The 13,515-nt window shown below is 38.7% G+C and carries 8 protein-coding genes; 1 reads left to right on the forward strand and 7 read right to left on the reverse strand.

Features of this window, described 5'->3' with window-relative positions:
• The 7 genes from K6D58_RS10765 to K6D58_RS10795 form a co-directional block, all read right to left on the reverse strand.
• Window positions 1-2,802, reverse strand: a 2,802-nt coding sequence (locus K6D58_RS10765; protein ID WP_296830538.1) for a fibronectin type III domain-containing protein, incomplete at its 3' end; no start/stop codon positions are given.
• A gap of 326 nt (window positions 2,803-3,128) precedes the next feature.
• Window positions 3,129-4,460 carry a hypothetical protein gene (locus K6D58_RS10770; protein WP_296830540.1) on the reverse strand — a complete coding sequence of 444 codons (1,332 nt, stop codon included), beginning with the start codon at window positions 4,458-4,460 and terminating at the stop codon, window positions 3,129-3,131.
• A gap of 252 nt (window positions 4,461-4,712) precedes the next feature.
• On the reverse strand, window positions 4,713-5,972 hold the full coding sequence (locus tag K6D58_RS10775) for a glycosyl hydrolase 53 family protein (protein ID WP_296830542.1): 1,260 nt from the start codon (window positions 5,970-5,972) through the stop codon (window positions 4,713-4,715).
• Between the two features lie 17 nt (window positions 5,973-5,989).
• Window positions 5,990-7,441 (reverse strand): hypothetical protein, encoded by a 1,452-nt coding sequence (locus K6D58_RS10780; protein WP_296830544.1) that lies wholly within the window; start codon window positions 7,439-7,441, stop codon window positions 5,990-5,992.
• 13 nt (window positions 7,442-7,454) lie between these two features.
• Window positions 7,455-7,937 carry a hypothetical protein gene (locus K6D58_RS10785; protein ID WP_296830546.1) on the reverse strand — a complete coding sequence of 161 codons (483 nt, stop codon included), beginning with the start codon at window positions 7,935-7,937 and terminating at the stop codon, window positions 7,455-7,457.
• Window positions 7,938-7,959: 22 nt separating this feature from the next.
• Entirely contained in the window at window positions 7,960-9,735 is a 1,776-nt protein-coding gene (locus K6D58_RS10790; RefSeq protein WP_296830548.1) for a hypothetical protein, read from the reverse strand.
• Window positions 9,736-9,746: 11 nt separating this feature from the next.
• The gene (locus K6D58_RS10795) at window positions 9,747-11,729 is read right to left on the reverse strand and encodes a glycosyl hydrolase 53 family protein (RefSeq protein ID WP_296830550.1); all 1,983 of its coding nucleotides are present in this window, start codon (window positions 11,727-11,729) and stop codon (window positions 9,747-9,749) included.
• A 139-nt stretch (window positions 11,730-11,868) separates the two neighbouring features.
• Here K6D58_RS10795 and K6D58_RS10800 point away from each other — a divergent pair.
• On the forward strand, window positions 11,869-13,515 hold a 1,647-nt coding region (locus K6D58_RS10800; protein ID WP_296830552.1), incomplete at its 3' end, for an ABC transporter ATP-binding protein.

Raw genomic sequence — 13,515 nt, forward strand, 5'->3', positions numbered from 1 at the left:
ATTTGAATCATAGTCTACAGCCTTTACTGTAAATGAATATTCAGTATCAGTTGTAAGGTCAGAAACTGTTGCAGTTGCATCTGTTACAGTTGTATAAGCTTCTGTTGAATCATCAACATAAACTGCATAAGCGTATACATCTTCACTTGTAGAAGCTGTCCATGTAAGGGTAACACTTGTACGTCCGGCAGCTGCAGAAAGATCAGAAACATCTTCAGGAGAAGTTGTATCCTCTGAAGTAGCAGCTGTTACAGAAACTGCTGTTGAATTACCAAAGGCATCATAAGCTGTTAATGTAAAGCTATAAGTTGTAGATGCAGAAAGGCTTGTAAAGTCAGCTGATGTTGTTCCAGCTTCTGCTGTTACAGATTCAAGAGCTGTACCGTCATAATCTGTATCTGTTGAAGAAATTACAAGGTAAGAATAGTCAACGTCAGATGGTTCTGTCCAGCTAAGGGTTACAGAGTGGTCATCAGCTTCTGAAGAAACCATATCAGAAGTAAAGGCAGGACTGTCACTTGATTCTGAACCTGTCCAGGTAGAAGACTTGTAACAGAAATCACTGTCACCGTTTGTTGCAATAGAAGATGATTCACTGATGTTAAAGCATGCACCACACCAGTAGTAAGATGTATTCAAAGAACTCTGAACATTAAACCATCCGGTATAACCGTCAGATACATCACCTGAATAACCACTTGTACTGTCTGTAAAGATAAAGCCGGCTTCTGAAATCTGTGTATCAGACATAGAAGATTTATCTGCTACCCATACCTGAGGATTAGAAGAATTTCCATAACTCCAGCTTGTCTTATTTGAATAAGAAGAAGCCCATGTTACATCGCCGTTAAAGTCAGCATAAACGTAAAGACCTGTTGATTCAGCTGTTTCTGTTGTAGCTTCAAGAGATACAGCATCAGGATTATCATTTGCAATAGAAGGCCATACAATCCAGTATTTGTAATCTGCACTTTCATAAGGCATGTCAGAAGTCTGAGAAGCACCATCAGCTACTGCTGCTACAAGGTTAGAAGCTGTAACTTCAGTTGAATCTACTGTACCAAGGTGTGGAACGATATAAGGTGGAATATCTGTAGGCCACCAGCTGCGGATGCTCATTACAATCTTTACAGGAGCAAGGGATTGTGAAGCTGTTACAGAATATTTTACTGTTACTTCATCACTTGTAACTGCAATTACTGCAGAAGGAGCAACTTCTGTTCCTACTGTAAGTCCATTAACATAAATTAATGCTGAATCAGTATCATACAATACTGTCTGATCATCAGAAGCGGCTTCTGCTGTCCATGTAGCACCAGAAGTTACGCTTACTTCAGAAATAACAAGCTGTCCTGTTACACCTGTAGAAACAGTTCCTACTGTAGGTGTATCAAGAGTAGCTGTTACACCATCACTTTCGTTTCCTACTGTATCGTAAGTTGTAATCGTAACTGATGAAGCTGGTGCACTTGTAAGTGTTACTGAAGCTTCAGCTCCAGAAAGAACTGTATAAGAAGCTGTTGTTGCATCATCAACATAAACATTTACTCCGGCAAAGTCTGTATCAGAGAATTCATCATAAGACCATGTGAGAGTGTTGTCTGTAAGATCAAGAACTACATCAACTACTTCTTCCGGTGCAACAGTATCAGCAAGTGAAGTACATGTAACTTCTACAGCTGATGCACCATCAGTATCAGTGTGGGCATTTCCTGCTTCGTCGTAAGCAACAACAGAGAATGCATAATCAGCAGAAGTTGCTGAGCGGCTTACAGTAAATGGAATTGTAAGACTTTCTTCTGCAGCAAGAGAATCTACAAGAACAGTGTCTGTTGTATCAGTAACAAGAACAAGGTCATCAGATGTTACAAGAGTTGCACCTTCAGGAATTGTAATCTGAAGTGAGTATGTATCATCAGCAACGCCATCATCATCGTCAGCAGCCTTTGTGTATACAAGATAAACTTCATCATAAGTACTTGTACCTGCAACAATAGATGGAGTTACAGGAGGAGTCATATCATCTCCTGTTACTACACCTGTAAGACTTGTTACAGACCAGCCGTCAGATATAACTGTGTAAATATAAACTGTGTATTCAGAGCTTGAAGGCATAGTACCAGAAGTTGTAACTGTTACAGCATCTGCATCAAGTTCAACTAAACCTGAATCATATGCGTCATCTGAAGAAACTTCTGTTCCGTCTTTAGAAGTCTGAACTGCACGGTAGAACATTTTTGTTACTGTAGAATCTTCTGGAAGAGTCCAGGTAAGGGTAACATTATGTTCAGCAGTTGCTTCACCATCTGCAAGTGTCTGGGCAAGAGATGTTACCTGATAAGTTTCTACTGATTCTGCAATTTCTGCAGTAAGGGCTACACTTGCAGTAAGTGAGTCTTCATCTGTAATTACAGCAGTTACTGTAAGAGTTGAAGTAACATCTTCAAAAGAATCTGCTGAGTAAGTTACAGTTGCGTAGTAATCATAAGCATCAGTTTCTGATGCCTGGCAGACATCTGAAACGCTTACACTTACGTCTGAAGAAGATGAAGTTACTGAAATACTTTCAGCGACACCGTCTGTTACATACACAGAAAAACTTTTTTCTGCATAAGGTACTACGTCAGGAACAGCAAGAGTATTTGCTGAATCCGAAACTGTTACTTCACTACTAAATGAAAGAACAGCATTTGTTGTTGAAGCTGGGCTGCTGCCTGATGAGCCGCCCCCAGATGAACAAGATGCAAAGACTATTGTTGCTGCTGCCAGTAAGGCAAAAGCGTGTCTTAATTTTGCAACCATTGTTTCCCCCTTTTAAGCTTTGTAAAAAATTAGAAAATGTTAATCCCTGAAATTGAGCAGTAAGTCAGGAATATCTGAAAACCTTTTCACAAAAAGTTTATGAGGACTTAAAAAAGACCGGCTTAAAAAAAATAAAGGTTAAAATAATTTTTATAAAAAAAAATTTGATTATTAAAAAATTTAAAGTCTGACAGTCTCTTGTCTGAAAAATATCTAAGTTTAAAAATTTCATTCTGAAAATTCACTAAAAAAAAACGGGCACCATCTTAGTTAAAAGACAGTGCCCAAAAAAAGGGATAAAAAGGTTTTATATCAGGAGGTTAGAATTATTCAGCAATATAAGAAACAGAAACTGTTCCCACAGCATCAGTTGCAACATTAAGATAAAGTCCGTTTGTTGCAAGTGCAGAAATAAAATCAGAAGAAGTAATTACGCCAGCGTAACCGCTTTCATCATCACTCCAGCTTAATGACTGATATTTTGATTCTACATATTCAGAAGCAGAAGATGCAGATGCCCAATATTCAGTTGCCGATGAAATTTTTACAACAACCTTTAATGTAGAAATAGAAAGATCTGTAAAGCTTGAAGCTTCAAGAATCTGTACATATTTGTTACCATCAGCACTATATGCCTGGTCTGTAATAAGGGCAGTATATTCACCGGAAACATAGGTTAAAGTATTTGACCATACATCACCTGAATAGCTGTACCACTTATTGGATTCAGTGTTTCCTGAACTGATAGTAATTTCATTAGAAGAAGAATCTTTTACAACAACAGCTGTCCAGTCAATATAAAATTCTTCAGTACTTGCAACAGTAAATGTAGCAGAAGCACCGTCAGCTGCAACAGTAACATCAGGTGTTACAACATAAGCAGAACCCCATTCAGAACTTGTTTCTGCCCACTTTGTAGAATAGCTAAGCCCACTTACTGAACCACCGGCAATTGTGAAACCGCTAAAATTAATTGTAAAGGTTTTTGACTCACTTGCTGCAGCTACAGTAATTCCTGTAAAGTCATCATCTGTGTAACAGAAATATACAGGACTTGTTTCTACATCAATTTCATTTCCATCTGAATCCTTAACTGTTACAACAATATTATTAAAGAAGTCGTAAGAGTTTGCCTTTTCTTTTGCAAGTTCAGCTGTAGCACTTGTTTCTCCAGCAGTATAAGTTGCAGTTACAGTCTGATAAAGGGCAGCAGAACTTTCACTGTCTTCTTTTCCCTCTGCATAAACTGTAATGCTTGCAGCTTCAGATGCAACTGTAGAATCAAGAGTAAGGTTAAGGGTAAAGTAAGGATCGTATACATAAAGGGTAAAATTAATACCGTCATCTGTATCTGTACCATCATAAAAGTTAAGGACTACAGTAGCATCTGTAGCATCCTCACTGGCAGTAACTTCAAAAGCATCGTTGCCCTTGTATTCAATTGTAAGGCCATCGCAGGTAAAATCATCAACAGAAGTTTTTCCTTCTGCATAAAGGGTAATTGTCTCTCCAACATTTACAGTAGCAGAACCGCCTTCTTCAATGTAGTCCACTTCAGCAGCAGAAGAACCGGAATCAGAATCAGAACAAGCAGTAAATGTTCCTGTTAAAAGCATCAGCGATGCAAATAATCCAAAAATCTTTTTAACGTTTTTCATTGTTTCCTCCTGTGAAAATACGTTTTTTCTATTTATCAACACAAGTAATTTACACGTGTTGATTACTAAAATAAGTATAGGACCGGAATTTACACGTGTCAAATTTTATTTTTTGATTTTTTTGCCATTTCAAGATTTTTTTACGGTCTTTTTTAAAAGCCTTATAATTCTTTAAGAAATAAGGGGAGCCTGTAAAAAAAATCTCCGGCCTTCCATAAAAGAAAACCGGAGACTTTATTCAATTAAAAAAAATTACTGAACGTTAAGAACTACAAGACTTGGGGCAGGTTTTCCGCTTGAAGCAAAAAGACCATATTCCCAGCTGCCTTTGTATTCACCACCCCAGGTAAATACTCCAAGGGCTCCGTTCTGTGCTGCAACTTCAATTACTGCACGAATTATATTTGCCTGATTCTGATAAGATGCAGGAACACCTGTTGAGTCAGTATCTATTCCGGAATAAATTTCATCATCCACAGTAAGGTTTGCAACTGTTACAGAATCATAATAATTTTCTGATGAAGTAGAAGAAATAGTGTTATCAACATTTGTTTCTACGATTACAACATCCTTTCCGTAAGTTGACTGAATTGAAGCAATCTTACTTCCAAGTGCATCAATTGTTCCGTGGCTGGACCATTTTGGATAATAAGAAAGTCCCACAACATCATAATCAACTCCATAAGTTTCAAAGGCTGTATCAAAACTTGACAGATAGCTTACAGGGTTATTGCGATTAATATCTGTAAAGTGAAGCATGATTCTTGCATCAGGACAGCAGGTACGGGCAGCTTCAATTCCGGCAGCAAGATACTTAAAGTAATTATCAGAACAGAAAGTTCCCTTTATGTCAGAAGAAGCAGCTGTTACGTTTTCATCTTCATCCATGGCACTGTGAAGAAGAATACCTGAACTGATTTCGTTTCCAATCTGAATCATATCAGGAGCAGTTCCCTGACTTACTAAAGCTGTAAGAACTTCTGTTGTGTAATCAGTAACTTCTGCTGCAAGTTCATCACTTGTTGTACAGTCAAGCCAGTCTTCAGGAATAAGCTGCTTACCAGGATCAGCCCAGTAATCACTGTAGTGAAAGTCCAGGAGAAGGCGGAGACCTGCAGCCTTAGCACGTAAAGCCTGGTCTAAAACAACTTCAAGATCTGATGCACCTGGAACAGAAGGATTGTTATCTGAATCAGGATTATTCCAGATACGAAGACGAACCCAGTTAACTCCATAAGATGGAAGAATATTAAAGATATCCTTTTCATTTCCGCTGGCATCATAGTAAGAGCCGGTACCAGAATCATTTACTGCACTTGCATCAAAGCCCCTGATAAAAGAAGAAGACAGTTCTGCATCTACAGCTTCTACCGTTACAGTTTCTCCGTCTATTGTTGCAGAAACCTGACCTGCCGTAACACTACTTCCAGATGGATAAGATGGTGTATCTGAGCAGGAAGCAAGAAGTGCTGCCATAATAATACTTCCAGTTAAATATTTAATTGCTTTCATAAAACTCCTCCCTTCCATCAGTCAAGTGTATATTCAAGAGCATTCTGGAAATTAACAGTAAGACTGTTGTGATTATCATTTAAAGTTGCACAGTCATCAGGTACAACATCTGCTGCTGCTATACCGTCATCCCAGTGAGCGGAGTAAGCAGCAAATACATGAATTGTTTTTCCGCTTTCAATTCCTGCATTTGCAAGGGCTGTCATTGGAATTGCATATTCAATAAAGCTTGCAGAAGTTGTTTCTCCTGATGGTGAATAAAGTGAAGTAGAAGTTACATCATCTGCCGAATCAGAATTTTCTACCCATACTCCAAACTCATCACTTTGAGGTTTGTGATAAAGATAAACATCAGGTTTTCCGTGAGCCAGAGCTTCACGTCCGTAAGCGACAGTATCTGCAAGAGCAAAAGTAGAAGCACCTGTTGTATAAGCTACATCAGAAGAATGGTCGTAAGAAATCATTACTGCAAGACCATCACTCCAGGTTGTAGCAAAACTTCCTTCGATTGCAACATAAAGATAGTCATCATCATTTACAACATAAAGTCCTGTTAAGTCACCGCTGTTTGCTTCCCAGGTAAAGGCACTTCCATCAGAAGAGTCATCAGCAACATAAGAAACAGTATCAGAAGACCAGTTATCATCTTTACTTCCATCAACTACAACATAATGACTTGTAAAGCTGGCAGTGATTTCTTTTGAATAAGCATCACCACTTCCTTCAGGAATTATTCCGGCAAGGGGAATTGTCATTTCTGTTCCATCAGATGGAGCAGTTGTAAATGAAGGTACCAGGTATACAGTTGAACCTTCTCCAGTAACTGTAAACTCATAAGTGTTTGAAGAAGAATCTGTTCCGGTAACAACAGTTCCCTCTTCTACTGAAAGCTCTGCATTACATTCAATCGGGAAAGTTGTATCTTCAGAAAATCCCATTGTAGAAAAAGAATAGGAATCATTTGCAAAGAAAGGCTTTATGCTGATATTTTTTGCTTCAAAAGCAGACAGAGCCCTTCCCTTCTGATTTCCTTCTGCACAAACAAAACCTGTAAGGTTTATAGTCATAGTGGCAGTAGAATCAGGAATATTATCTCCGTCAAAGAGGGCTGTTACATTAGACATATTCAGGCGGTAACCTGTGTAATCCGATGTAAAGTATCCGTTTACAGTAGAGAAAGTTTTTGTAACTTCATTATCTGAAGAATCTGTATAAGTTACTGCAATTTTTCCAGACACGCCTGAAGAAGCAACCTTTCTTCCAAAATCAATAAGAAGAGTCTGTCCTTCTACACCAGTAATATCTTCTCCGGAGATACCGTTATAGTACCAGGTCTTATAACTGTAACTTGCACTTCCTGTTTCTGCATCCAGCTTAGCCTGCATTTCTTCACTTAAAGTATCCTGCAGGGAATCACATCCTGTAAAAATTACTGCAGCAGCTGCAGCTAAAGCAAATATTTTTTTCATCATTATTCCCCCCTTATTCCACAACAGGAACTGCAGTTCCAGATGATGCGTCAATTACAAGAGTTACTTCTCCTGCACTAAGATCAAGTCCGTCTATATAGAAGTTCTGCAAAGCACCGCTGGCACTTGGGTCTGCACCATTACCTTCTACTTCTCCCTTGATGTACCAGGGACGATTCCATGCATTAACAGGAACAAGACTGAACTGAATGTTGGAAATTGTAACTGCTATCTGAGAAGAAGTACCGCTTCCTTCCTTAAGGGTTACATCTACATTTGTGTTGTCCCAGGAATCACTTCCGTCAAAGTTCCCTGGAATTGAATAGTTACCGCTTATGTCTTCTCCAAAGTTTTCAAACTGAAAGGTAACCATAAGGGCCTGCTGATTATGAAGACCTTCTGCATCTGCACAGGAAGTTACAGAAAGTCCTGCAAGGGCAATGAATGCCAGGGATGCAAAAACTGCAATTTTATTTTTTATGTTTTTCACTTTCATATTTCTTTCCTCCATGTCTTACTTACAGATTCCAGATTAAACCAAGGGCAATACGGCTGGCATTTTCTGTATCCAGTGTGTTAAGAAGATAAGTTCTGTGAGATGCATTGTTAAGAGGATCATCTGCACGGAAGAGACTGTAGTTATTATCTTCATAAGGATTCATTGCATAAGTAAAGTGTGTCCAGAACATAGGATTACCAGGAAGTGGAACAGAATTAACTTTTACACCAAAGGCAAAACCAAATGGGATAAAGCTGTCATCTGAATCTTTAAGGGTGTTAAAGAGTCCTCCAAGATGAAGGCTGAGTTTATCATTAATGTCAGCTGATACCATAAGGGAGTTATAAAGATATTCTGAATCATAAGCATCAGAAGCATCATTAAGTACAACAGTTCTGCTTACACCGTAATCAAAAACAATTTTCTTTGCAAAAGAAAGATCTGATGCTGTAACTTCTATACCTGCTTCACTAAAGTAAGGAATAAAAGGCTGATCTGCATTTGTTTCTTTTGCAAGACGGTCTGCATTGATTACACAGTAAGCTCCGGCAAGAATATCTTTTCCTGCAAGACCATTTAAATCAAAATCAATCTGTGGCTGAGTGCGGAGATTAACAAGACCATCACCTAAAGCACTTGTATCTTCTGCTGTAAAACTTTCATCAAGACTTACATTTACAAAACCAGCTGCCTGCCATGCAATATCAAACTGAGAAGTTACTTTGTCTGCATTGATATCATCATAAGTCTGACCATCACTACCCCATACAGAGTTTACGTTTTCTGCTGCATAAGTTCCTGTAAGGGCAGCCTTTAATTTATCTCCTGAATATGTAACCCGTCCTGCATAAGCAAGGGCATCAGAGTTTAAATCAACATCAGTTCCAAATGTGGCAAGTCCGTGAACTTCTGCTTTTACAGAATCTGTTACATTGTACATACCGTAAAGAGAAAGGGCATTTGTATTAGACTCGTTATAATAGAAAAGTTTTTCTTCTGTTGTTGAACTTCCAAAGGTGAATGCAATTTCTGCCTTGTCTCCATATTTTACATCAAGAAGGTCATACATTCCGTATGGCTGACTTCTTACATTCAGCATTTCACTAAAGGCAGCAACTGCATGAATCTTAAAGTTTCCAAATTCACTTATATAACTTCCGTTACTGAGTTCAAGAAAACCATCCCCTACATCATTCCAGCGATCAATAACAGTAAAGATTCCGCTAAAGTGAGTCATACCTCCTGCCTTTAAGTTTCCCATTCCGGCTTTTACGTTAAGGTATGGAGTTGTAAGGTTAAGGGCAAGTTTATTAAAGCTTCCGGCTCCATCATCATTGCCTTCTGCTATTGGAGAAAAAAGCATGGATGCAAGACTCTGCATTCCGTCACCCCAGCTTACATCAGGAACATTTGCTCCGTAAGTATTAGCCTGGTAAAGGGTCTTATCAAAATCCCATACTGAAATTTCTGCATCAAGATGGAAGCTCTTGTTTATATCACCCCAGAACCACCAGTTTGCATTACTTAAAAAATGTGCGTTATCAAATTCGTAACCCTTCTTTTCTCCTGTCGCAACATCACGGATAAGGGCTTTATTATCACTTGTAGTTTCTATCCAGATACCCTGAGCAATTGAAGAAGCATTTGCAGCAGGAGCAGGCGCAGCAGCAGAAACAGAAACTGCCTTTGTTAAATCTTCATCAAGAGGAACTACAAAACCATCTGTGGCAGCCTGAGCATAAAGACCTGTAACCAAAAGGGCAAGACATGCTGCACTTAATATTTTTCTTTTCATAAATATTCTCCTCAGTCAATCTTTACAAATTCAATGTCGTCAAAGTTACCCCAGCAATCCGGATTTGTATCCAGGTAAATGCCGATAGTTGCCTTGCCGCCCTTAACCGGAACTTCAATTGTATACTGATGCCAGTCCTGCCATCCTGTATTTGTAATCTTAGAAGTAATCTGTTTTTCTGTTCCATCAAAGCGGGCTGCAAAAAGACGGATTGTATTTTCTCCACCGCCACCCATAGCCCAGATACTTAAACGATAAGTTCCATCAGGAATATTTTTAAACTCACGGCTGAGAATTGATTTAAATCCGGAAGCAAGCCAGTACTTGTAAGTCCATTTTCCTGTGTGGGCATTACCCTTATTGTTTTCAAGGAAGCAGGCTGTAGAAGAACCATTAAGTTTCCAGGCACCCAGCTTTCCAGATTCAAAAGAAGGGTCTTCAATAATATTCACCTTGTCACTGAATTCAACTGTAACAGAAGGTTTGTAATCATAACCGGACACACTTCCCTTAAGGGTAATTTTTTCTGCCTTAGTCTGTGCCTTCCAGTTATAGGAATCCCACTTAACATCAAAAGCTCTTTCACTGTCATCTTCAAAAACAAGTTTTACTCTTTTTGGAAGGACAGGAACTTCTCCAGGACGAACTGTTACTTCTATTTTATCAGACATGGCATAAGGCATAACTGCTGACTTAGAAAGGGATGCACTGCCACCCCAGACATTCTTTACTTCTCCCTTACCCTTTACAAGATTCCATACAGCAAGTGAAGGAAGAGCCTTTCCGTTAAAGTCAAACATTGCCTGATTTTCCCAGGTGTTTCCTTCTGTTGCAGAAAGTTCAGACCCCTTACAGATAATTGAATCAGCTTCCCAGTAGAATACACCGCAGCCACCTTTAACAGATGCAACTGTATTAATTACATCACGGATTGCAGTAGCCTGTCCCTGTACTGAAGGAATGTATCCATGTTCTTCATCAGAGTAAGTCATAAAGACATCACCCTGACTGTCACCACCTTCTTCTGTAAAGGCATAGGCAGTTTCTACTACAGCCATCTTTTTTCCATAGCGCTTTGAAATCATTTCAAGATTTGCCTTAAGGTCATCAAGGGATCCATGCCAGTATGTATAGAAAGAAAGACCAATAATGTCATAGTCAATCTTTGCTTTTTTTACTTCATCAAAAATCCATTTATAAAGTCCCTGGTCTCCACCATTGGCAAGGTGAATTACAATTTCTATATCCTTACCGCCTTCTGCATTACGAACGCCATCAGATGCTTTCTGTAAAAGTCCAAGAAACTGTTTCATTCCTCCAATCTTTACATCAGGGTCATCTGTCCAGAGCTGACCTACAGGCCACATAAAACCAGAGTTCAATTCATTACCAATCTGAACAGCATCAGGAGCAGCACCTGCAGCTGTAAAAGCATTGATTGTTTCTCTTGTAAATTTTTCTACTTCAACTTTAAGTTCATCATAAGAAAGGTTTTTCCATTCCTGAGGCATGTTCTGTTTTCCAGGGTCTGCCCAGAAATCTGAATAATGGAAGTCCAGCATGAATTTAAGTCCGGCAGCTTTAATGCGTTTTGCAATACGAAGATCAGTTTCAAGGTTATTGTTTCCACCACCCATAGGGCTGCCTTTTTTTGCAATAAGCTTGCCTTTTTTATCATAAACATCTTTTTCGTAAACAGGCTTATTCCAGAGACGGATTCTTACCCAGTTAACACCATTGTCCTTAAGAATCTGGTAAATATCCTGCTGCTGACCATCAGCGTTGTAAAATTTTCCCCCGGACTTTTCTATCTGGTCAATCATACTGATATCAACGCCGTTCATAAAATCATCACTGATACCTTTTACAGGTTCAACAACAATCTTCTGTTTAACGGCATCTGCTGCAGTATTTTTTTTCGCAAAAGCCAGAGTGCTGATTAAAGCCATAAGAACAGTTGCAGTAACCCTTACTACTGCTGAACTTCTTTTCATACTTGCCCCCTTAAATTTTAAAATCAAAACGTGAAATCAACACGCGTTGATTATATTCAGAATAAGACCGAATTTTTCTGTTGTCAACTTTTTTTTATTAAGTATCTTTTTCTTAAGTTTCATTATAGAATTAAAAACTATGAACAATAACAAAACATCAACCTTCAGGTTTGGACTGCACTATTACAAGGGATGTATCCCTGTTGCAATCCTTACTCAGCTTATGGGATTTGCCGCAACTGTAGCAGATTTATTTTTGCCCCTTCTTTTTGAAATGTTCATTGATTATGTAATCTGTTCAAATCAGGACGGAAAAGAAAGTATCTTTGCCTTTATACTTGAGCCGGACAAATATCCTGTTCACAGCTTTAAGCTTTTCTGGCATCTGGCTTTCTTTTACATGGGACTTCTCCTTATTAGAATAATACTTGTTTACCTTAAAAATCTTTTAAATCAAGTAATAGGTCTTAAGCTTGAAACAACATTAAGATACAAAACCTATGCAAAGCTTATGAGTCTTGATTCCCTTACCTTAAGCAACTTTAATTCCGGTGAACTTCTTCAGACAATAAATTCCGACACCATTATGTACAAGGATTTATTCTGCAAAATGATTCCTACTATTATCGATGCTTCTTTTGCAATGATTCTGAGTATGGTAATACTGGCAGGAATGAGTCCCTGGCTGCTGGCTGTTCCTGTAGCCCTTACTCCATTCTTTGTAATTGCCTTAAGGAAGTTTAAAAAAATCTCCAGGGAAAAATACAGGGCTATAAGAAACTGCAATTCTACAATGACCCTTACCGTTCAGGAAAACATAGAAGCTGTCCGCCTGGTCCGTGCCTTTACAAATGAAAATCTTGAAGAAGAAAAATTTGAAAAGGCAAATGAAAACTTAAAGAAAGCTCATCTTGAACAGATTGCCCTTAGTGCAAAATTTGAAGCAGTCTTCAGCTCGATTAAACAGGCAGCTTATATAGGAACAATTGCAGTAAGTGCAGTTCTTGTATTTAAGGGATATTTTAAAATCGGTTTTCTTGTTGCCTGCTCCCAGTATGTAATGAAAATCATGAATTACATTACCCTTATTAACAACAACTTCTTCCAGATGCAGCAGCAGGTTGTCAGTGGAATTAAAATGCTTAACTTTATGAACACCCAGTCCAGAGTTAAGGATAATGAAGAAGGCTATGAAGATGAAAAAAACAAAAAACCTTCCATCAGATATGAAAACGCCAGCCTTACCCTTGCAGACAAACAGGTTTTAGACAAACTTAATCTGGAGATTCCATACGGCAAAAAAATTGGAATTACAGGAGCAACAGGTTCTGGTAAAAGCATGATGCTGGAAATTCTTGTAAGAAACTACGAACTCTCCGGGGGAAGAATTTTTATTAACGATAAAGACGTTCACGACTATTCCCTTAAGGAACTCAGGTCCATGTTCTCTTATGTTTTCCAGGAAGCCTTCTTATTCAGTAATACCATCAAGTCAAATATAGCTTATGCAGAAGGTGGAACTGATGAACAGATAATTGAAGCATCCCGTCACGCACAGGCCCACGACTTTATCCGCAAGCTGCCGGAAGGTTACGAAACAATTGTTGGAGAAAGGGGAATAGGACTTTCCGGAGGACAAAAGCAGAGACTTTCCATAGCAAGAGCCCTTATGAAAAATTCTCCTGTACTTATTTTTGATGACTCCACCAGCGCCCTTGATGTAGAAACAGAAAAGAAACTTCTTGCAGATGTAAAAAAATATTATCCGGAAAAAACAATTCTTATT

The organism is Treponema sp. (assembly GCF_024696245.1).
Classification (GTDB): Bacteria; Spirochaetota; Spirochaetia; order Treponematales; family Treponemataceae; genus Treponema_D.

Excerpts from the sequence above, each read along its gene's own strand:
- K6D58_RS10795 (WP_296830550.1), bottom strand. The coding sequence starts at position 11,729 with ATGAAAAGAAGTTCAGCAGTAGTAAGGGTTACTGCAACTGTTCTTATG.
- K6D58_RS10780 (WP_296830544.1), bottom strand. The coding sequence starts at position 7,441 with ATGAAAAAAATATTTGCTTTAGCTGCAGCTGCTGCAGTAATTTTTACA.
- K6D58_RS10785 (WP_296830546.1), bottom strand. The coding sequence starts at position 7,937 with ATGAAAGTGAAAAACATAAAAAATAAAATTGCAGTTTTTGCATCCCTG.
- K6D58_RS10775 (WP_296830542.1), bottom strand. The coding sequence starts at position 5,972 with ATGAAAGCAATTAAATATTTAACTGGAAGTATTATTATGGCAGCACTT.
- K6D58_RS10770 (WP_296830540.1), bottom strand. The coding sequence starts at position 4,460 with ATGAAAAACGTTAAAAAGATTTTTGGATTATTTGCATCGCTGATGCTT.
- K6D58_RS10790 (WP_296830548.1), bottom strand. The coding sequence starts at position 9,735 with ATGAAAAGAAAAATATTAAGTGCAGCATGTCTTGCCCTTTTGGTTACA.